This is a genomic window from Microcoleus sp. MOSTC5, from assembly GCF_036701825.1.
In the GTDB taxonomy this organism is placed as follows: domain Bacteria; phylum Cyanobacteriota; class Cyanobacteriia; order Cyanobacteriales; family Microcoleaceae; genus Microcoleus; species Microcoleus asticus.
Window position 1 is genome coordinate 1 of record NZ_JAUBRK010000082.1, and the last position, 21957, is coordinate 21957.

Consider the following 21957-nt stretch of genomic DNA (forward strand, 5'->3'; position numbering starts at 1 on the left):
TTCGTGTCCTCTTTGCCCTTGTAAGACTTCTATAAGCCTTGTACAGTCAGCTTTTCGCTTATTTTCAGCAAGCCCTAAATACCATCCTAAAGTTGTAGGGACAATTAATAAATCGTCCCTACAATATTCTTACCTAATTAATTAGCTCGATCGCACTACAGGAAAGCAAAATCTGTGGCAGTAATCGCGCTTGCAGGCACATTGTTGAGAGTTGCCAAAAGTTGACCGGAACCAGTAACTCGGATCAGAGTAGAACTATTTTCCGCAACAATGCTCAGTTGCGAGAAATTCAGACCGCCAATTAAGCCGATCGAATCGAGACCGTATTGAAAGTCTACAATAGTCTCGCTGCCGAGGTCAATTCCCAACATAAATCGATCGTTCCCGGTACCTCCAATCAGAGTATCATTCCCTTGATCTCCAAACAAGAAATCGTCCCCAGCACTGCCAAGCAAACTATCCTCATCCTTACCGCCGTAAAGAGTATCGTTCCCCGTTTCCCCGTTAACGGTATCCTGACCTTCATTGCCAAACAGCAAATCGTTGCCCAAACCGCCGCATATTTGGTCTTGTCCGCCAGCAGAACCAATGGGAAGAGGACTACCAATATCCCCGTACACTGTATCTTCCCCCTCGCCACCGCAGATAGTATCGCTGCCTTCATCGCCAAATAGAAGATTGCTGCCCAATTGGCCGAAAACTAAGTCATCGCCCTTGCCGGCACGCACTGTATCATCACCGTCACCGCCTGCGATCGTATCTTGATTTTTCTCCCCGCTGAGGAAGTCATCGCCCGCCAAACCGAAGACCAAATCATTGCCAGTCAAATCCGGGTCGAACGGGTTAATAGTTCCCCCGTAGATAATATCGTTACCCTGGTCGCCAATTAAAGTATCGCTCTCTTGGTCGCCAAAAATAATGTCGTCATCTTTACCGCCGTAAACAACATCGTCGTTCTTGCCCGCAAAGATTAAATCATCTCCAGCAACCCCATTTAGGTAATCATTACCCTCATTGCCAAACACCAAGTCCCTGTCTATATCTGGGCCAACCGGGAAAGCACTGTTAAGTCCGCCGTAAACATTATCATTGCCCCGCAACCCTGCCAACAAATCATCGCCGTCAAAACCATTTATTTCGTCACCGTTATTAGTGGCGAGAATAGTGTCGTTGCCGTTAGTACCGTTGCGGCTATTAGTGACAGAACTCGGGCCGCGAACACTGCCAATGCTGGGCAAAACAATTTGTTCACAAATGCACTCAGCATCTTGTCCTTCTTGCGGTGGCGGTTGCACTTGGGCGAAGGAATTGCCAAAGTTAATATTGCCAACATTAGTGCCGCTGACAGCAATAATATCAGCAGGATTGGCAGTAGTTTGCGTCCAACCCGGTTGATTGACTTCCCGAACTTGATAAGTTCCCGGGCCTAAATTAGCGAAACTGTAGCTACCCAAACTATCAGTTGAAGTGTTAACTTCTCCAGCATCTAAAGAGTCATTGCTGTTAGCGTCTAGGAAGACTTGCCAGTTCGGCAACAGCGGTTCTTGAGTGTCCAAAACCCCATTGTTATTCAGGTCATTAAACTTGCTGCCAGAGATGCTAATATTTTGGAAATTGCCGAAATTAACGTTCGATTGACTTTCGCCACTACCGAGATTAATCGGCGCGGGATTAGTAGTCGTTTGCGTCCAACCAGTCTGCTGCACTTCCCGCACGTTGTAAGTGCCAGGGTTGAGGTTGTTGAAGCTGTAATTGCCAGAACTGTCAGTGGTAACAGCAGTTTCGCCCGAATCTAAAGAGTTGTTCCCGTTAGCGTCGAGGAAAATTTGCCATCCCGAAAGACCGATTTCCTCCGACTCCTGAGTGCCGTTGCCGTTGCCGTCGTTGAATTTAAGACCGCTGATGCTGCCTTGCTGCACGGGAGTCGGAGTCGTAATCGGAGTCGGAGTCGGAGTCGGAGTCGGAGTCGGAGTCGGAGTCGGAGTCGGAGTCGGAAACGCCGATTGATTGCCAAAATTAACTGTAGCAGGAGTCGTTTGACCTGCTGCCAGAGTCACCGAAACAGGGTTGGGAGTTGTTAGCAGAAGGTCTGCCGGTACGATTTGCTTGACGGTGTAAGTGATTCCTGTTGGCAAGTTGGGGAAAGTGAAACTGCCGTCAGTCCGGGTACTAACGAAAGTTTCATCTACATCTCGAGTGTTGTTGTTATTGGTGTCAAGAAAAATCGCAAATCCGGAAACACCAGGTTCTCCGGCTGTTTGAGTGCCGTTGCCGTCAATGTCGTTAAATGCAATCCCGGTGATGCTGCCCAGTACGGTGGGTGTCGATCGATTCCCAAAATTAACTGTAGCAGGAGCAGTTTGACCTGCTGCCAGAGTCACCGAAACCGGGTTGGGAGTGGTTGGCTGAGTGTTGGCCGGTACGACTTCCCGGACGCTGTAAGTGCCCGAGGGCAAGTTGGGGAAAGTAAAGTCGCCGTTGGCGGCGGTAGTTGCGGAAGTTTCGCCGGCATCGAGAATGCCGTCGCTGTCGGTATCGAGGAAAATGGTAACTCCGGGAACGCCAAGTTCTCCGGCTGTTTGAGTGCCGTTGCCGTCGATGTCGTTAAATTTAATCCCGGTGATGCTGCCCAGTACGGTGGGTATTGCTTGGTTGCCAAAATTAACTGTAGCAGGAGTAGTTTGACCTGCTGCCAGCGTCACTGCAACCGGGTTAACCGTAGTTGTTTGGCTTCCAGCCGGTACAACTTCCCGGACGCTGTAAGTGCCTGCGGGCAAGTTGGGGAAAGTAAAGCTGCCGTCAGCGGCGGTAGTTGCGGAAGTTTCGCCGGCACCGAGGATGCCGTTACCGTCAGTGTCAAGGAAAACTGTAACTCCGGGGACGCCAAGTTCTCCGGCTGCTTGAGTCCCGTTGCCGTCGGTGTCGTTAAATTTAATCCCGGTGATGCTGCCCAGTACGGTGGGTATTGCTTGGTTGCCAAAATTAACTGCAGCAGGAGTAGTTTGACCTCCTGCCAGAGTCACCGAAACCGGGTTGGGAGTTGTTAGCTGGCTGTTGGCCGGTACAACTTCCCGGACGCTGTAAGTACCTGCTGCCAAGTTGGGGAAAGTAAAGTCACCGTTGGCGCCGGTAGTTGCGGAAGTTTCGCCGGCACCGAGGATGCCGTCACCGTTTGTGTCGAGAAAAACTGTAACTCCGGGGACGCCAAGTTCTCCGGCAGTTTGAGTACCGTTGCCGTCAATGTCGTTAAATTTAATCCCGGTGATGGTACTCAGCGGTACGACAACGGGAACAGGCTGTGCGGAAAATTCCGAGGTGTTGCCGGCGGCGTCTGTTGCTGTCGCGGTGATTAATTGCCCTGCGGTGACGGCTGCTGGGAAAGTTTGATTGAAAGCAGCGTTGCCGACGGCGTCAGTGGTTACCGGGACAGAAGCGATGAAGGTTTGACCTTGAGTGCCGGGGGGGGTGTTAGCAAAAAATTGCAGGGTGAAGTTGGTATTGGGGGTGCTGTTGTAAGTTCCCGCGACGGTGACGCTGCCAGCACTGGCCGTAGCGGTAGTGAGTACGGGGGTGTTTTGGAGGTTGTTTGCACCGGTGTCTGCGTCGCCCGCATCGTTGGCGGTGATGCCGTTGTTGCCGAGGTCGATGCCGATGCCGGCATTGGCGAAGATCGAGTTGTTTTGGATGCTGTTGCCGGTACCGGCGAGGATGTTTACTGCCGAACCGAGGTTGCTGGCGATCGTATTTCCTTGACCTGCTGCTGTACCGCCGATCGCATTATTGTTTGCGAGGTTAATAAATACCCCAGTAGTATTGGGCAGCGGAGTCGTACCGTTGGCCCCGACGCCGATGAAGTTACCGAACAAGGAGTTGCCGACAGTGGTGGGGTCAACAAGGGCGACACCGTTACCGTTGCCGGAAATAATGTTGCGGGCCGCTGGGGTCGTCCCGCCAACTATGTTGTTGGTTGCACCTCCCTGGATGGCTACGCCGAAAGCAGTGTTAGGGACAGGGACGGTGCCGTCAAAATTAGTGCCGATGAAGTTGCCTGTCAGAATGTTGTTCGTGGCACCGGGATTGAGAATGACCGTACCGCTATTGCTGTTGCCGGAAATGACATTTCCGCTAACAGTGTTGTTCGGTACGCCGATGATGGTAACTCCAGTGACGTTGGGCAAGGCGGCGGTGCCGGCAGCGTTGATGCCGATGTAGTTGCCCAGCACTTGGTTGCCTCCAGTACCGCCGACGATGATGATACCGTCGGCTGCATTCCCAGAAATGACGTTGCGATCGCCCGGTGCAATCCCCCCAATAATATTATTGCTACCACCATTCTGAACCGCCACGCCAAATAAGGCGTTGGGCGAGGCTGCAGTGCCGGCGCTGTTGATACCGATGTAGTTGCCCGCTACGGTGTTGCCATTGCTTTCGAGGGAAATGCCGGTGTTGCCGAAGCCGTTAATGATCAATCCGCGCAAGGTGCTGCCACCACCCAAGACACGAAAACCGCTAACAGCACCTGCACCCGCTCCATTGATTTCGATTAGTGGGGTGCCGCTTAACCCCTGGGTAGTGCCATCGATGATTATGGGAACGCTAATATTTGGCAAGAGCGAGAGGGGCGCGATCGTCTGAACGCCTGCAGCGGCAATGGCAAAGTTAATATTGTGCGGCGGTGCAGCAGTGGCATTTGCTTGAGTAATCGCATCTCGCAGCGAACCCGGCCCAGCGTCATTGGTATTAGTAACAGTGAATATAGCCAAGGTGTGCGCGTAATTTGCCATTACCTCTGGCTCGATCGCCAATCCTGTTTTAATTGCTCCTGTAGCGTATTCAAGTACCCAGTTTCCGCCTTTTTGGGCGCTCCCCGTAATATCTGAAGAAGCCGCAATATTAGCTTTTGTTAACTTGCTCAGCTTTTGTACAAAAGCCTCTCCTTTTTCATCTGCTGCTACGTTACATCCGTATAGTAGAATTTCAAATCGATTTTGAATTGAGTTGACAGATGACGAAAACCACCGTTTCAAACAGCCGCGATATGTTTCTAAATTGTCGGAATTCAGGCTAGTTTGCCCTAGCTGCAAACTTCCAGATTCCCCGTGAGAAATAATGTGAACGCTTTCTATACCTTTGCGGCTCTGCAATGCTTCGGCAATTTGTTCGATGCCGTCACGCGCCCGATCGACTAAAATTACTTCTGTACCCGTTTTAACTCCTGCTGCCAGACTTTGCCAATCTTCAACTGCTGAATCTACGAAGACTATTTGTTGGTTTTTCATAATTACTGTTCCCCCAGGCACCTAATTAGGTTTTCAATTTGTTGTTTCCGTGCGATGATAGCCCTACTTCAATCCACCACAAATACGGCTACCACAAAACCCGCCTTCAACTCAGTAAAAGTTGCACAGACAAAGCTTTACAATCATCTATTTCTGTGATTTTTCTCAATGTGTTGGAGCTGGAAAGTTGCTTTATCGCACTTTTTCATTCTCAACTTAAAAAAACCAGACCGCTGGTACAACTAGCTTGTTCCCGATTCCGGAAATCATTCAAAAAACATCAACATAATTTACACAACTTAATGTAATGTTTTTTACTAAGTACAATTTTGTGAACAAGAATCCCACTCTACGCAAATTCCAAACCGAAAGAGTGGTAAGTATCCAGCAATTCTTCAATCTCAAATCTCAAACCGCAGGAATGGGATTTTGGCAAATCCAGCGTGTCTCTCATAACATAGAGGAATAGCCGGTAACATGGCATCATAGAAACTTGTCCCTCACATAATTGAAATCGATGACCGCTCAAAACCCTTCAGTTTCCCCCGTCACTTGGAAAGAAGACCGAGTTGTGCTAATTGACCAAAACCGACTCCCCCAAGAATACGGTGTAGTTGAAATTAGCCGCTGCGAAGATATGGCTGAGGCGATTAAAACTATGATAGTCCGAGGTGCTCCGGCTATCGGGGTAGCCGCAGCTTACGGGATGTATTTGGGTGCGAGGGAAATCGAAACGGGCGATCGCACCGAATTTCTCGCTAAACTAGAAGAAGTTGGGGACTTATTGCGATCGACTCGTCCCACTGCGGTTAATTTGTTTTGGGCAATATCGCGAATGCTTAAAACTGCAGAGAGAACTAGCGGTTCTGTCGAACAAGTGCAAAAAACTTTGTTAGAAATGGCCAAAACCATTCAAGCAGAAGACTTGCAAACTTGTAAAGATATCGGCGACAAAGGTTTAGAAGTTCTGCCAGCTACACCCGAAAAATTGAACTTACTAACTCACTGCAATGCAGGTGCATTAGCAACAGCCGGCTACGGTACTGCTTTAGGTGTATTTCGTTCTGCTTGGCGAGAAGGAAGACTCGGAAGAGTTTTTGCAGACGAAACTCGGCCGCGTCTCCAAGGTGCCAAACTGACCACTTGGGAATGCGTGCAAGAAGGAATTCCCGTGACATTAATCGCCGACAATATGGCCGCTCACTGCATGAAACTCGGCATGATTCATGCAGTAGTTGTCGGTGCAGATAGAATCGCTGCTAACGGCGACGCTGCAAATAAAATTGGCACTTACAGTTTAGCAATTGTTGCCAAAGCTCACAACGTCCCGTTTTTTGTCGCTGCTCCTCTGTCAACAATTGATTTTGAACTTTCCGACGGCAGCAAAATCCCTATTGAACAACGCGATCCAGTTGAAATGTATCAAGTTGGAACTACCCGAATTTGTCCTGTGGGAGTAGAATTTTACAATCCCGCTTTTGACGTAACTCCGGCGGAATTAATATCGGGAATAATCACAGAACACGGCACGGTTGCTCCTGGGGCGTTGAAACAGTTTCAGGCAAAACAATTAGTTTAATTATATGTTTTTAAACTGCTCATTCCACCTGGTTTCTGTGAAATTAAGCAGTATTTATAGCTGCAGCAACTGGCAGCTCAAAGTTGCGATCGCAGCTTTAGCTCTGCCAGTTGTTTTCAGTCCTGTCTCGGAAGCTCAAGTGTCACAAACACTTAAAGCTAAGGAATTAGAAGCCAAAAAATTTGTGGGTTCGATGAATAAAGCTCAGCAAGTTTACTATGCTGAAAAAGCAGGCTTTACAAGTTCTGTGTCCAATTTACTGGTTTATATGGGTCTCCAAGTTAAACCTAACTCAGCCAATTACAGCTACTCGATTGGCATGGTGAAAAAAGGTGCTGTATTTAACTACGGAGTATCGAAGCAAGCTAATCTCAAAAGTTTTGTGGGGGGAGTCTTTTTGGTGGGAAACAAGACCCAAACAATCTTGTGTGTAAATGCTGCTCCTGGCAAGACTAAACCACCTAATCCAACTAATACCAAAGGGGTTTTAGAATGCGCTGCTGGTACTGCAAAACTTGCTCAATAAATCATGTCTAATTTACTGTGTAATTTAGCAAATAACTGGATAGTAAATGCAGATTTAGGTAAGCAATTACTGGAACAAGAAGCTACTCTGCTCGATGCTCGCGCACCTATTTTAAAGTGGTTTTGCCGTCTCCCGCCAGCTATTCCCGTAACTTGGCAGGAATTTTCGCGATCGGACTTTCCTCACAAGGGAAAAATTATCGAAAATAATAGAGTTTTAACTCAAAAACTGCAAGCAATTGGTATTTGTCAAGACAAACCTGTCATAGTCGTGGCCGATTCCGTGAAAGGGTGGGGCGAAGACGGGCGAATTGTTTGGATGTTGCGGACTTTGGGGCACGAAAAAGCCGTTTTTGTCGATGGAGGATATAGGGCTTTAATCAAAGCGGGAATTAATCGAGTAAAAGCTGCAAACAATCCACGGAAAACAGGAGATTTTGTCATATCTCGCCGCTCGAATTGGGAAATTCAGCGGGATGAATTGAAAGCTATTTTAGGCAATGATAATTTAGTAGTTATCGACGCCAGAGAGCCGCGAGAATATGCAGGTAAAACGCCTTACGGAGAACAGCGGGGCGGCCACATTCGTGGTGCGGTTCACCTCTACTACAAACAGTTTATGGACAAACAAGGACAACTGCTGAGTCGTGGCGAGATTGTTGCTATTTTGCAGCAAAAAGGAGTTTCGCAGTCAACTCAAATTGTGAGTTATTGCTCCGGGGGAATTCGCTCTGCATGGTTGACTTGTGTCTTGACAAATGTGGGATTTTGTACTAAGAATTATGCAGGTTCTATGTGGGAATGGTCGGCGTCGCCGGCAGATAGCTATCCCTTGTCAGTAATCCTTTCACGGGCGGGCTAGGAGCAACGGCCCACAATAAAATTTAATGTTGTGAACAGGCCGGAAAGCCTGTTCTTGAGAATGGTATCTGAACTCAGATTCAACCTATTAACTACAAACGATCGAGGTTGAGAATCTCAACCGACTTGTTCGATATACTGAGCGAGATCGTCGCGCAGGCGGCTGAGTTCGGCTTCGGTGGTCACGCGCACGCGATCGTCCCTAACCGTAATCAGCACTTTTGCAGCAAAAGGAGTTGGCCAGATATTCGGATTGCAGAAAACTTCTAAAAATACATCTCCTGCATACCGATATTCCATAGGTTTCTGGGGAGAAGCTTTGCCGCCAGCAGTTTTGGCGGCTACAGCTTTCAAGCTTTCCATCAAAGCGGCGATCGCGCTTTGCAAATCCCGCGCGGCTTGCGGGGAAAAGCTAAAGGAGACAGAACCTTCGACTAAATTCAGTGTCAGCGGAGAAAGAGACATGGGCAATGAAATTTAACATACAATTGTTAATGATAAAAGATATAGTAACCCAAAAGAAGTACATTCCTGCTCACTTGGACTGCGAGAATGCTATTAATTAAAATTAATCTCAAGAAGCTCGGCTAAATTAATGGATATAAATCTAGTCGCAAGCTAGATTCCGCAATAGTTTTAACCTGTTATGACTTGATAAGGTTTAAACTAGAAACCAGAAAACTTGACGGCAGAGCGAGGAGAGTTTATGGTGGCCGATAACCGTTCCGAAGTCCGCAAGGTTTTAATAATTACCTTATTTCTCAATTTGCTGGTGATGGCAATTAAAGCAGCCGTGGGATGGCTGACTGGTTCCCTCAGTTTGCTGGCGGATGCTTTGCACAGCGTCACGGACAGCGCTAATAATATTTTAGGATTGGTAACTAATCATTATGCCAATCCGCAACCCGATCGCGATCATCCCTACGGACACCAAAAATTTGATGCTCTCGGAGCTCTAGGAATTGCTGCTTTTCTGGGAATTGCCTGTTTTGAAATTCTCAGCGGTGCTGTCGAAAGGCTGATTAACGGGGGTAAAGTTGTCAAAATATCCCCAAATGAACTGTGGATTTTGCTGATTGTACTGGGGATTAATATTTTTGTCACTTTTTACGAGCGCAGAGTTGGCCAACGTCTCGGTAGCGCGATTTTAGTGGCTGACGCCCAGCACACGATGAGCGATGTTTGGGTGACAATTATGGTGATCGCCGGGTTGATTGGTGTTTGGCAAGGGCAGGTTTGGAATATACCTCAATTACAATCCCTGGATGTGTTTTTGTCTTTTCCTGTGGCTGTTTTGGTATTTAGCAGCGGTTGGAAGGTTTTAACAGAAAATCTGCCTTGGTTGGTGGATGAAATGGCGATCGCACCGGAGGTTATTCACGCGATCGCGATCGATGTACCGGGGGTTGTCAACTGTCACTCGATCGCCTCCCGTGGCGTTGTAGGGCGTCAAGTATTTATTGAGATGCACATGATTGTGGATGCTGTCGATGTAGAAACAGCTCACCGGATTACAGAAGAAGTAGAAGCCCGTTTGGAAGAACGTTTCAGCCCTGTACGCATCTTAATTCACGTTGAGCCGCCGGCTTACCATTCCGACCAAATTAGCTACGATTCTCAAGATAAGGAAGAAGTTAAGCGTGAAGTTGGGTAACGGATGAGTGTAACGGATTTAAAGGATGTAACGGATAGACTGAAGCTAGAAGAGGAGGGATGTGAAGGAGGAAATTTTTAGGCTGTATTTCCAGCAAACAGCAGGTTGAGGGAGGAAGGAGGAAGGCGGTTTTTGCGATCGCAATTCCTCCAATTTTTTAAATGCTATCAAGGGAATTAGAGCGCTCGCACTTAATTTAGTGGCAGTTTTCCACAGGAAAAGAGAGGTTTTCCACAGAAATCGGCAAGTTTTCCACAATAGCTTTGATAATTATCGAGCAAAAGACTATTGGTATAAGTTCCCAGTTTTTTGGATTTCTACGGCCATTTTCTGTCGCAAATCCCAAGGTAGCAGAATTTCGACTTCTGAACCCAAAGCTCGCAACCACCTCAGCGGGTAGTAGTCTGTCACTCGGTAAGATACTTGGTAGTAAGCATCGTCGGTTGGGCGAGACTTGAGGATTTGTAAAAGTGCCGATCGGTGTTCTGGGTTGGGAGTATATTGTTTGATTAAGGTGGCGGCGCGATCGTACTCTATGGCGTTACAGGTATGGTGAATGCTGATTCCCTGCATATAACTTTGATGAAAAGTGCGATCGAACCGCAATACCATCAGCGCAGTTTCTTTATAAAAATCGCAGCCCCAAGCTTCCTTTAACATATCGTTAACTGTTTTGGGAGTTGGCAGGTTATTTTCCTGATATTTTTCCTTGAGTAATTGGGGAACCCGAGAATCTTGCCAATCCAAGGATTCTAGACGTTTTGAAATAATGCGATCGAGCCGATATTTATACCAATTAATTTCACCTCTCGGGGTGCTGCCGTAGGCACACAAATATTTAGCTCGATCCATAAAGTAAATACAAACAGGATAAACAACGCACTCTTTAATCTGATTTTGATGAGCGCTGCGATAAGTTAATAGCAAAGGAGCGATATTTTGAGAATCCCACATTTCCTGCAATTCGCTCTGAAATTGATCGACAGCATCTTGCATGGGACTAGATTCAGGTACGAGATAATCAACGTACAAAAAGACGCGGTGATTATCTTCATCAACTACCTCTTCTGAAAAATGTTCTGCTAATAAAGGCAAACTTGGGTCGAGAAAACTAAACATCCCCAAAGTAGCAGCGAGATAAGCCTGTGTTTTTGGAGTCAAATTGCTGTCTGTATTGGGATTTTCAGTTTGACTGGAAAGTGGCGGTATTGTGTCAACTCGGCGGTAGTTTTTACTTCTACCAGTCACCCTGGTTAACCGTTGCAGCAAATTCCGATTTACCAAAAAATCGAAGTCATTTTGCAGCGATTTGCGCACCTGAGCGAATAACTTTTCTGCTAAGAGCTTGTCTAAATCAGCATCGGCAATAGCTATTTGTTTTTGCAAAGAATGCCGCCACTCGTTTACAGATACATTCCATTTTGTCAACCACTGTTGCGTTGTTTGGTTGCAAGCACAATTCGGGTCTGAATAGTTAAGAATATCTTCCTGCTTTTCATCTTTGTAATTTTTGCCAAAGAAAGCTTCGCGCCAATCAGCATAGGTAAAGGGGCTGCTAAGGGCAATATATCCCTCGTCGCTGTACAGCCAACTTACCAAAACCCACAACCTGATGGCGCGGGTGAGATTTTGCATTTGGTCGAGAGTTCCGTTGGCGAAATCCTCTAGCAGTCTGGGGTGTGGCGGATTGCGAAATGTTGGGTTCATGGTGGGTTGAGGGATTTAAATTGTGTTTTATAGCGTAAGGGCGATCGGAAGGGGGTGTTTCCGATAGTATGCAATAATTGGCGTACAAGTTGAGCAAGACGGAGAGACAGGCTTTATGAGTACATCTGAGTTCGACAAGTACAAAGTTGACCACCTGTTTTTGCTGATTGGCGAGAACCCTTTGCCGAATTATGTGGCCGCTAAACTCCTATTGAACCAGGGAGGGACGCCCCATCTCGTACACACGACTCATACAGAAAAACAAGCCAAGCGTCTGCAAACAATATTGAAAACTGAGCCAATTGGGTTGAAGGAGACTCAACTTGTATCACTCAATGAGTATGAATCTGATGCTTTTGAGATTAGAAAGGCAATTAGCTCCCGGCTGAATATCAATAATGGAAAAATTGGGTTGAATTATACTGGCGGTACGAAAGCGATGGCTGTACACGCTTATAGAGCAGTTTTTAGCAAAGAGCGTCCCCAGACTGTCTTTAGCTATCTTGACCCGCGTAGATTGGAGATGTGCATAGATCGAGATAATGGCGATCGCATCCGCATCAAAGTGAAACCAGAGATGTTGGAAGTTAAACTTGCAAAACTTTTCCAAATTCACGGCTTAGAGTTGGACGGAAATCCTACAAAAAAAGCGCAATTACCGGAATTAGCAGCAGGACTCGCCACAGTATTTAAGGATGAAAATCAAGCAAAGCGTTGGTTTGATTGGTACTACAACGTATTCTGCCAAGAGGCACGCAAGAAGAAAAATAGTAATTATGGTGATTGGAAAAGCAAGTCAGAGCTAGCGGGATTATCGATATCTCTCGAAACAGCACCGCCAGCAGTCATTACATACCTAAAAAGAGAAAACTTGGTTACACCGGATGAGAAAATATCGTTACAAGTAGTACAACAAAAAGGAATTTTTCCGGAAATCAAACATTTTTGTAAATACCTGGATGGTTTGTGGTTAGAGCATTATGTTTTGCAGCAAGTCAAAAATATTGCCGATTTGTATTCCATCAAGGACTATGGACTTAATTTTGAAGTTCCTCTTAAAGGAACTATAAACGGATTTGAATTTGATGTAGCGTTTACACGAGGTTATCAGCTTTTTGCGATATCTGTCTCAACAACTAGCAAAAGAGACTTATGCAAAGTAAAGCTGTTTGAAGCCTACTTACGAGCGCGACAAATGGGCGGTGATGAAGCAAGAGTCGCTTTAATCTGCTGTACTGACGAACCAGATACTCTCAAAGCAGAGGTAGCAGTGCTAGATGACAAAAAGATTGCTGTGTTTGGACGTGATGACCTAATGGATTTAGCGAGCAGGATTGCAGAATGGATTAAGCAAAATGATAAGGATGCAAGATGAAAAATTTTACTCTCACTGTACTAGATACAACAGGAATTCAACCCTACATTTTCGGTAGCAACCGCCTACGCGAAAATATTGGTGCATCTTACCTAGTTTCTCAGGCAACAGATGGCTGGGCTAGAGAAGCTTTACATACCTTCGCGCGCAAAGATATAAATCGAAAAGTTTACGCATTCGCTCCTGAAAAACATCAACCAGAGGCAAAACCGCGCATTGAAGATGATGGACTAGCTGCTGAATTAGTTTATGCAGGTGGCGGTAACACAGTATTGCTGTTTTCAGGCAAGCAATACGCCGTGCAATTTACTAAGATTTTGAGTAAGCGAATCTTAGAAGAAGCTCCAGGAATTAATCTTGTAGCTGTTCATCAAGAGTTTGATTGGGATACTGAATCTCTGTATAAAGTAGTTCAGAATTTGATGAAAAATGACTTGGAGGCAAAAAAGCAAAGCCGGATACCCTCTGCACCATTATTAGGTTTGGGTGTGACAGCGACTTGTCGGTCGACTCAGTTAGTTGCCGTAAAGATGAGCGAGCCATTTGAGGATGACGCACCCTATCTTATTTCAACAGAGATTGATGCAAAACTCAAATTTGTTCGTCAAGCTAACGATAAGTTGCAACAAATGTTTGTCACTTCTTTAGGTTCCTATGAATTCCCTCTAAGAACAGACAAAATGGGTCGTTCAGAAGGAGATTCTAGCTATTCGGCTGTGATTCATGCTGATGGCAATGGCATGGGCAAACGCTTTCAAAACTTTGGAAAGGATAAATGCAATCGAGACTACATTATCGAGATGCGTAAACTGTCTCACAGCGTTAATCAGGCTGGGATCAATGCACTGAAAACAGTAGTAGAGATAGTGGTTAAATCTATTGATGTAGATCGAGATGGGAAAGGAAAGGTTAAAGGTAAGTTTGAAATCAAAGATAATTACTTGCCCTTCCGTCCTCTCGTTTATGGTGGTGATGATGTCACCTTTGTTTGTGATGGGCGTTTAGGGCTAGAATTGGCTGCAATTTATCTTGAAGCCCTCGAAAACCAGACAATTGCAGATGGGAAGCCTATCAAAGCTTGTGCTGGAATTTGTGTTGTTAAAACTCACTATCCCTTTGCAAGAGCTTATCAACTAAGCGAAGATTTATGTCGGCAAGCTAAAAAGTTTGTCAAAGATGAAGAGAAAGGAGATTTCTCAGCTTTGGATTGGCATTTGGCAGCGAGTGGCTTAATGGGATCGATTGCGGAAATTCGCGATCGCGAATACAAAGTACCTGCAGGTAAGTTATCAATGCGACCTATCAGTTTTAAAAAAGAAATAGATAGCGATTGGCGTACTTGGCAAGGTTTCACCAAAGTAGTCAAACACTTAAATGAAGATGAAGATTGGAAAGGTCGTCGAAATAAGGTGATTGCCTTACGAGATGTACTGCGTCAAGGAATTGAAGCAACTCAGAAGTTTCTCAAAAACTACAGAATAAAAGATGAGCAACTGCCAAATTTCCCTGAATTTAGCGGTCAAACTAGAGATTTAGCTGAGAAAGGTTGGCTAAATGGAGTTTGTGGTTACTTTGATGCTATTGAAGCGATGGAATTTTATATCTCATTAAAAGAGGAGTCAGATGCCAATTTATCAACTGAAAATAAAACTGCTGAGTGATACAACTTTTGGTCGGGGAGATGGAGTCGCAGGTTTAATTGACCAAGAAGTCGAACACGATCCTTTTGGCTTTCCCTACTTGCGGGGACGTACTATTAAAGGATTGCTGAGCGAAAAAGGCGATAACTTAATTGCAATGTTGACTAATCATCGCCCATCTTGGGAAAGGGTTGCTTGCGATTTATTCGGTACATTGGGCAGTACCATCGGAACAATGGGTGCAGTTCATGTAGGTGATGCTTGTTTGCCGGAGGATTTACGTGAAGCTGTTGCTTTCCAGATTAAGGATAAAACTTTAACAAAAACAGAGGTACTTGATTCGCTAACAACTATCCGTCGTCAAACTTCTATAGACCCACAATCTGGTACACCGGATGAGGGGAGTTTGCGTTCATTTCGCGTAGTTTTGCGCGACCGTTGTTTCACGGCTGACTTAATTTTCGAGAAGATGCCAAGTGATGAAATGCTGTCACTTGTAGCGGTGGGTTCGCTAGCACTTCGGCGCTTAGGGAGTGGCAGAAATCGAGGTCGCGGTCACGTTAAATGTACGTTACACGATGCAGATGGTAATGACATCACGCATCACTACGCCAACTATTTTGGACAAGAAATTAAGGAGAAAGTTGTATGAAAGCAATTACTTTAACATTACACACTCAGCAACCTATCCTCGCTACTTCATTCCAAGGCGATCCCAACAGTGATGTATCGTACTCTTACATTCCGGGTAGCATGATTCGCGGTGCAATTATTGGGCGTTATATGAAGCAGCATCACTTCTCAGAACTTGATTTAACTAATGATGAAGTGAAGCGGTTGTTTTTCGATGCCAACAGTACGCGCTACTTAAATGCTTATCTTTTGAGTCAGGAAAAGATACGCAGTCTTCCTCTACCTTTATCTTGGTTCAAGGATAAGGATGCAGAACTTAACGAGGATTCATCTATCACTGTATATGATTTCAGTATTTATCAAGGAGACGATCCCGAAACTCGTAAGTCGGTAGGTGAATACTTTTGGAGCAAGAAAGGTGGAATAGTGAATTTATACAAAGAAAAGCGGCGGATTAATATTCATAATTTTCGCGATCGCAAAAAAGCACGCTCTACAGATAGCCAAGGTGAACTCTTCCGATACGATGCCTTAGATGCGGGACAAACCTTTCAATCAGTTATTCTCTGCGAAGATGAAGATGTAACAACTATTCAGATTTTATTAGTAACCGAACCAAACCTCTGGTTAGGCGGTTCTCAAAGTGCCGGATACGGACATACCAAAATTATCGACTTAAAAACTCTTAATCATTGGGATGAAGTAGGAATTTCGCCAGAAGACCGTGAAAACAATGAAATTTTAAGCCTTACACTTTTGAGCGACACACTTTTAAGGAATGAATGGGGTCAACCTGTAGCAGATCCAATGTTAATTAAACAAGCTGTCGAGGAATTATTAAACATCTCATTGCCTGAACCTAGCCATATTTTTGCTGGTAGCACTTTAATTGGTGGATTTAACCGTAAATGGGGATTGCCTTTACCACAAGTACCAGCATTGGCAGCAGGAAGTGTGATGGTTTTTGAAGGTATTGAGATGAATGAATCACAAATAAAACAACTTGAAGCTTATGGAATTGGAGAGAGAAGAGAAGACGGTTTTGGACGACTTACTGTAAATTGGCTACAAGGTAAAAAGTTTACAGTCAGTTTACCCTCATCTAGTACCTCTAGCTTACCTCCTTTAACAAAAGAAGGTTCGCATCTTTTGGCTGAACAAATGGCACAAAGATTGTTAGAACAAAAGCTAGAACAATATCTTCAAAAAAATGTTGGATATTTCAGATTGGATGAGGGCATCAGTAACAGCCAACTGTCAAGACTAGAATCTGTTGCACGACAAGGGCTTCCCAATGGCGATTGTAGTTTAGTTATCTCGCTGCTAAACAACTTACCATCAAATGCTAAGAGTCAGTTCTCTCGCACAAAAATAGGTAATGAATCAGGAAAACAATCCTTCAGCCAACAGCTTGAGGAGTGGTTAGGGAATCCGACAGATTGGATTCATGGAATAGAAGTAAAAATTGCTGATGTAGAGCGCAAGTTTGATGACGATCGCGCTAGACAAGATAAGCTGGCTGAAAAGTACACGCTGCGGCTGATTATGGCAGTGGCAAAGAAGGCAACTAAGGAGAAAAAATAATGAGTCAAGAACGCCTAAACCGCAATCAGCATCCAATCGCCAAACGCATCATTGTACGGGGTACGTTAATTTTAGATACGCCGACTTGCTTGGGAAGCGGTGACGCAGAGAGTCCAACAGATATCGCATTGCTGAGAGATAGCGTGAGCGATCGCGCTTTACTCACGGGTTCATCCATTGCAGGTGCTTTGCGAAACTACTTGCGGGAGTCCCAACACGGATACGGTGTAGAGGAACAAAAGGGCGATCGGGCTACTAACTTATTTGGTGGTACTCGTCGCGATCCTGAAGGCGAACAAAGTCCATTAATTATCAATGATGCTATCAGCAGCACTATCCCGACTGTGGAATTAAGAGATGGTGTAGAAATTGAGATCACAACTGGCACAGCCAAACCAGGCCATAAATATGACTTGGAACTGTTAGCGGCAGGAACAGAATTTCCGCTCTACTTTGAATTGCTCATAGAAAAAAATAAAGATCAGACAGAACAGCAACCATTAATTAATTGTTTAGCATTAGCCTTAGAAGGTTTAGAACGAGGTCAAATCGGGATTGGCATGAAAAAGCGGCGCGGTTTTGGTCGCTGTCATGTAAAAGAGTGGCAGGTTTGGAATTTTAACTTGGAAGATGGGAGCGATCGCACAGTGTGGTTAAATTTTGAACATTGGCATACAGGTTTATTACCCGATCGCGAAACTTATTCATCAATTGCTACAGCTCTGGGAGTATCATTAGAGCATCACGATGATAAGCGCAATCGATTCCTCATCCACGCTCAATTCCAATTAGTCGGTTCTCTCCTGATCCGTTCCGGTCAAGATTCAACTGGACGCGCTCCTGATGTTGTACACTTGAAATCTCATCGACCAGATAAATCAGACTCATTACCAGTATTATCCGGTACGAGTTTAGCTGGAGTATTACGCCATCGAGCCGAGCGCATTGTTAACACATTGGGCGGTAGTTCCACACTTGTGAAAGAGTTATTTGGTTTTGTTGAAGGGAAGGAAGCCAAATCAAGTCGTTTAGTCGTTCACGAGAAAGTAATTGAAAAGGCTACTGACTTAGTACAAAATAGAATTGCGATCGATCGCTTTACAGGAGGTGCTTATCACGGCGCATTATTTGAGGAACAACCTATCTTTGGGGGTGATGAAACCCTTGTCACTATTGAACTAGAGTTACGCAAGCCAGAAGGATATGAAATTGGATTGTTGTTACTCTTGCTAAAAGATTTGTGGACAAGCGATTTACCTGTGGGAGGTGAAAGCAGTATTGGCAGAGGACGTTTAAAAGGAATCAAGGCAGACTTAATACATCATCATCCACAAAATCCACAACAATGGGAAATTTCTGAGGAAAATGGAACATTGCACGTTACCGATAAAGCTGACAAAGGGGGTTCGGGAGAATCAGTTAGAGATACGCTAGAAGGATTTGTCAAAGCATTGTTAGCACATTTAGGGAAGGAGGTAGAGGTATGAAGGATGCGGTGGATTGTTCATCTCAAACTAAAGAATTCGTTAATGATGATGAGTTATGCAGTTGGCTAGAGGAGCAAGCCAAGTCTTATCAACTACCTTATTTGTTAGGTCATGCTGATGATGGGGTAATTTGGGGTCGTTTTGATGAGTTAAATAATTGGAAGCTGACCACTGCTGAAAAGGTATTTCACCAACCTAATTTTAATGTTGACTTTCCCAAGCTACGGTTATTGACATTGCAACAATGTCGTGTATTTGGTGAAAATGGTGAAGTCTTCCTTTGGCAGAGTGGAGTGAAGTGGAAATGGCGTTTGATTGGTAAGTCAGAAGAGGATAAAATCACAGAAAGCCAAATTCTTTATGGAACGCAGGGAAGAGAGAGAGAAGGCTTTACTTTACTTTCAGATGGTTCTCAGGGACTCAGACACGCCGTGCCATTAACAGGTATTACTTTTGATAAAGAAGGAAAAAAACGTCCAGTTCGTCTTCTAGTACATCACTACATTACTTCTGATAACACAGGTATAGCTCGTATCTATCGCAGCCGTATTGTTGATTTAACTACTAAACAGGAGATTAAATAATGAATCCGAAACATATCCCACAAATCACACAAATCGAGCGTATAGCTAAAGCTCCCTACAATTTTGTGGAATTACCTGCAAAAGTTGTTGAAGCAGAATCTTGGCCTGATAGCGATCGCTATTATTATGATCGCTACACTGGCAAGATTGAATGCACCTTAACCACAGAATCTCCAATTTATACTCGTTGTGGTTGGAATCCAGATGATTTTGCAGAATATGGGGAAAAAGCTTTTCAAGAATTGCCGGATGCAATACAAAATAAAAGAGCTAATTTTTTCATAAACCCAAAAACTCAGGAAGCTACAATGCCGGGTAGTAGCATACGAGGAATGCTGCGCACTCTAGTTGAAATTGTTAGTTTTGGAAAAATAGATCGGGTTTCAGAGCAACAGCACTTTTTCTTTCGAGCCGTTGCTGCTGATAAAGACGATCCGCTGAAGGAAGAATACAAGAAATATGTCAAACCAAAAAATATTAAATCTGGCTACTTGGTAGAAAGACAAGATGGTTGGTTTATTCGTCCCGCTATGCCTGTTGACGAGGCTCCCTTCGTCTGGGTTAAAGAGGATAATTTACGGTCAATTTCTGGGTTCATTCCAATGAGCAACCTATCAGATTATAGACCTCAGTATTTTATGAATATTAGTTTTGAAGATATCTATACAAAAAACACTCGTCGGTTTGCGGGGAAAGTCAGTAACAATTGTACAACCTATAAATATCAAGGAGTTGTAGTGACTAGCGGCAATATGCTGGAAGGAGGAAATAATCCCGGCGATCTCAAACGTCAGAATCACTGCATTATCCGAGAGCCCAACCCAAAAGCTGAAGTTATTCCAATCAGTGAAGATGCAATTAAGGACTATTACAGTGCTTTAACTCCTTTTCAAAAGCAAGATCCACCATTCGATCAAAATAGAGGTGTTCTAAAAAATGGTCGTTGTATCTTCTACTGTCAACCCCAAGTTGGACAACCAGTAACGCTATTTGGTCAAAGTCCTAACTTTCGGATTCCTTACTCTCCTCAAGGTAATGGAAAAGCTTCAACGGCACGAGATTTTATTCCTGATTTCCTGAAAGATTCTAAAGATAAACCAGCAATCACTGATATAGCTGAAGCTATTTTTGGCTTTGTCCGACGTGACAAGCAACCTGAAGGAATAGAACAAAGTCGTGCTGGCAGAGTGTTTGTCAGCGATGGAATACTTAACCCAAATCAAGAAGAACAGGTACGAAAAAGTCAGGAAAAAGAAGCTGAACCCATTCTTCTTTCTACTCCTAAGCCGACTACATTTCAGCATTATCTAGTTCAAAATAGTGCTAAAAAAAATCAACTTAAGCACTATGCTAGCAATCCACCAAGCGATACAGAACCAGGAGAAACAGTCATTCGAGGACACAAACTGTATTGGCATAAACCTCCTCATATTGAAGTTCCTAATGACGCATCAGATACCCAAACGAGTCTGATCAAACCGATTCCTCAAGGTATTAACTTTTCGTTTACCATCTATTTTGAGAACCTTAATGAAGTAGAGCTTGGTGCAATGTTGTGGGTATTAAAAATGGCAGAAGACGAGAGATACTGCTTTTCTCTAGGTATGGGTAAACCTTTGGGGATGGGTGCTGTTAAGGTAAAAATTGATGAGATTTTGCTGGGCGATCGCACTCAACGCTACAATACCTTATTCAACCACAACAACAAATGGGAATCAGGAGAAACATCTAACACTGATTCAGAACGTGACAAGTGCATACAAGCCTTTGAACATTATGTGCTGAGGCATATCCACGAAAATGACCATCCAAAGGGATGTAAAGCTACCAGCTTAAATGGACTTCCCCGAATCAAAATGTTATTGGCGATGCTGCAACGCGATGGTTTACAAAACTCACAAGATGCTGAGTATATGACAATTGAGCCTAACGAGTACAAAGAGCGTCGAGTGTTGCCGACTCCTTTGCAGATAGCAGGTATAGAAGATAACCGCCGATTTAATAACCCAGTCCCTTCAGTAGTTAAGAAAATAGATAATGTAGTCAAGTCAGAACGACAAGTAGAAATTTATCAAGCTGTCCAGGAGCAAAAATTCGCTATTGAACAAGTTTTAGAAGCTACTGTAATTAGCATCAAGGGAAATAAGGTCACTTATCAGATGCTAGAAGTCTTAAAGTTAACGGAGAAAGAACATAAAAAAGTAGCTTCGTTGAAAGAAGAACAAGTTGTGCGAGTAAAGATTACTGCCATCAAAGAAGATGGGAGTATTAAAAGTGTAAAATGTGTGGATTGATTCGCTTTCCCATAAAACCGCTCGCCCTTCCCACTCCCCCATCCCATCCAGTACGATCGCCCTTTTCCCATGCTAAAATCAGCTCAATAAAATACGCAACCTAAATCTGGTAAGCGATTATGCCCTCCAGCGCTTACAAAACAGTCGGTTCAGTCCTCAAAGAATTTCAGATTACCTACACCGAATCTAATTTTATAGTAGAAACAGAGTTTCATGTCTCTGACTACTTTCGAGAAGATTTAGAATTTACAATGCGAGAAGGAGTGGTTGACAATTCAGAATTTGCAATTTGCGAAAATTTGATTTATCCAGTGCTCAAAGAAGTTTGGAAGCGCTATTACAGCGGATTTGTTTTGTGGAGCCATCAATCTCTCACCTACGATCAATATCTGTCGGGATTTCCTGAATATATTTTGGCTAAGCGTTCTGTATTAGGCAAAGTCGTGTTTGAACAACCTTACTTTCTGTTAGTTGAAGCGAAACAAGATAACTTTGAAAATGGATGGGCGCAGTGTTTGGCGGAAATGATTGCGGCACAGCGACTGAATGAAAAATCCGAGCAAGAAGTATTTGGAATTGTCTCGAATGGGGGAATATGGCAGTTAGGCAAACTCAAATCTAATGTTTTTACTCGCAATCAAATGTTTTATACAATTCAAGAATTAGATCGGCTTTTTGCCGCGATCAATTACGTGTTTCAACAGTGCGAATTGCTGCTGGATGCTGAAATTGGCGATCGCACTTAAACACTATAC

The 21957-nt window shown here is 44.3% G+C and carries 16 protein-coding genes; 12 read left to right on the plus strand and 4 right to left on the minus strand.

Translation table 11 applies throughout. The features are described from left to right. Positions 1-155: 155 nt before the first annotated feature. Positions 156-5279: an SdrD B-like domain-containing protein gene (locus QUA54_RS30170; RefSeq protein WP_333418237.1), complete on the minus strand. Its 5124-nt coding sequence runs from the start codon at positions 5277-5279 to the stop codon at positions 156-158. A gap of 349 nt (positions 5280-5628) precedes the next feature. Continuing rightward, on the minus strand, positions 5629-5766 hold the full coding sequence (locus QUA54_RS30175; RefSeq protein ID WP_333418239.1) for a hypothetical protein: 138 nt from the start codon (positions 5764-5766) through the stop codon (positions 5629-5631). 30 nt (positions 5767-5796) lie between these two features. On the opposite strand from QUA54_RS30175, the gene mtnA reads away from it, so the two are divergent. The 3 genes from mtnA to QUA54_RS30190 are packed head-to-tail and all read left to right on the plus strand — an operon-like array spanning position 5797 to position 8245. Next, entirely contained in the window at positions 5797-6858 is a 1062-nt protein-coding gene (gene mtnA, locus QUA54_RS30180) for an S-methyl-5-thioribose-1-phosphate isomerase (RefSeq protein ID WP_333418241.1), read from the plus strand. A 37-nt stretch (positions 6859-6895) separates the two neighbouring features. After that, entirely contained in the window at positions 6896-7384 is a 489-nt protein-coding gene (locus tag QUA54_RS30185; RefSeq protein WP_333418243.1) for a type IV pilin-like G/H family protein, read from the plus strand. Positions 7385-7387: 3 nt separating this feature from the next. After that, positions 7388-8245: a rhodanese-like domain-containing protein gene (locus QUA54_RS30190; protein WP_333418245.1), complete on the plus strand. Its 858-nt coding sequence runs from the start codon at positions 7388-7390 to the stop codon at positions 8243-8245. Between the two features lie 116 nt (positions 8246-8361). On the opposite strand, the gene QUA54_RS30195 is transcribed toward QUA54_RS30190, so the two are convergent. Then, the gene (locus QUA54_RS30195) at positions 8362-8709 is read right to left on the minus strand and encodes a hypothetical protein (RefSeq protein WP_332956056.1); all 348 of its coding nucleotides are present in this window, start codon (positions 8707-8709) and stop codon (positions 8362-8364) included. A gap of 241 nt (positions 8710-8950) precedes the next feature. On the opposite strand from QUA54_RS30195, the gene QUA54_RS30200 reads away from it, so the two are divergent. Next, positions 8951-9898 (plus strand): cation diffusion facilitator family transporter, encoded by a 948-nt coding sequence (locus tag QUA54_RS30200; RefSeq protein WP_333418247.1) that lies wholly within the window; start codon positions 8951-8953, stop codon positions 9896-9898. A gap of 285 nt (positions 9899-10183) precedes the next feature. Here QUA54_RS30200 and QUA54_RS30205 read toward each other — a convergent pair whose 3' ends face one another. Continuing rightward, a complete protein-coding gene (locus QUA54_RS30205) occupies positions 10184-11605 on the minus strand; it encodes a TIGR03985 family CRISPR-associated protein (RefSeq protein WP_333418248.1) in 1422 nt (473 codons plus the stop codon). A gap of 115 nt (positions 11606-11720) precedes the next feature. Between QUA54_RS30205 and QUA54_RS30210 the strand changes: the two genes are divergently transcribed. The 8 genes from QUA54_RS30210 (at position 11721) to QUA54_RS30245 (ending at position 21948) form a co-directional block, all read left to right on the plus strand. Further along, the gene (locus tag QUA54_RS30210) at positions 11721-12980 is read left to right on the plus strand and encodes a Card1-like endonuclease domain-containing protein (protein ID WP_445301602.1); all 1260 of its coding nucleotides are present in this window, start codon (positions 11721-11723) and stop codon (positions 12978-12980) included. Beyond that, positions 12977-14641 carry a Cas10/Cmr2 second palm domain-containing protein gene (locus QUA54_RS30215; RefSeq protein WP_333418252.1) on the plus strand — a complete coding sequence of 555 codons (1665 nt, stop codon included), beginning with the start codon at positions 12977-12979 and terminating at the stop codon, positions 14639-14641. Before QUA54_RS30210 ends, QUA54_RS30215 begins: the two co-directional genes overlap by 4 nt. Next, positions 14604-15272: an RAMP superfamily CRISPR-associated protein gene (locus tag QUA54_RS30220; protein ID WP_333418254.1), complete on the plus strand. Its 669-nt coding sequence runs from the start codon at positions 14604-14606 to the stop codon at positions 15270-15272. Before QUA54_RS30215 ends, QUA54_RS30220 begins: the two co-directional genes overlap by 38 nt. Then, the gene (locus tag QUA54_RS30225; protein ID WP_333418256.1) at positions 15269-16837 is read left to right on the plus strand and encodes a CRISPR-associated protein Csx10; all 1569 of its coding nucleotides are present in this window, start codon (positions 15269-15271) and stop codon (positions 16835-16837) included. The genes QUA54_RS30220 and QUA54_RS30225 overlap by 4 nt, the downstream gene beginning before the upstream one ends. Beyond that, positions 16837-18324, plus strand: coding sequence for an RAMP superfamily CRISPR-associated protein (locus QUA54_RS30230; protein WP_333418258.1), 1488 nt, complete (start codon positions 16837-16839; stop codon positions 18322-18324). Before QUA54_RS30225 ends, QUA54_RS30230 begins: the two co-directional genes overlap by 1 nt. Further along, positions 18321-18908, plus strand: coding sequence for a type III-D CRISPR-associated protein Csx19 (csx19, locus tag QUA54_RS30235; RefSeq protein WP_333418259.1), 588 nt, complete (start codon positions 18321-18323; stop codon positions 18906-18908). The genes QUA54_RS30230 and csx19 overlap by 4 nt, the downstream gene beginning before the upstream one ends. After that, positions 18908-21202 (plus strand): TIGR03986 family type III CRISPR-associated RAMP protein, encoded by a 2295-nt coding sequence (locus tag QUA54_RS30240; protein WP_333418261.1) that lies wholly within the window; start codon positions 18908-18910, stop codon positions 21200-21202. Before csx19 ends, QUA54_RS30240 begins: the two co-directional genes overlap by 1 nt. 119 nt (positions 21203-21321) lie before the next feature. Then, positions 21322-21948 (plus strand): hypothetical protein, encoded by a 627-nt coding sequence (locus QUA54_RS30245; RefSeq protein ID WP_333418263.1) that lies wholly within the window; start codon positions 21322-21324, stop codon positions 21946-21948. Positions 21949-21957: the final 9 nt, after the last annotated feature.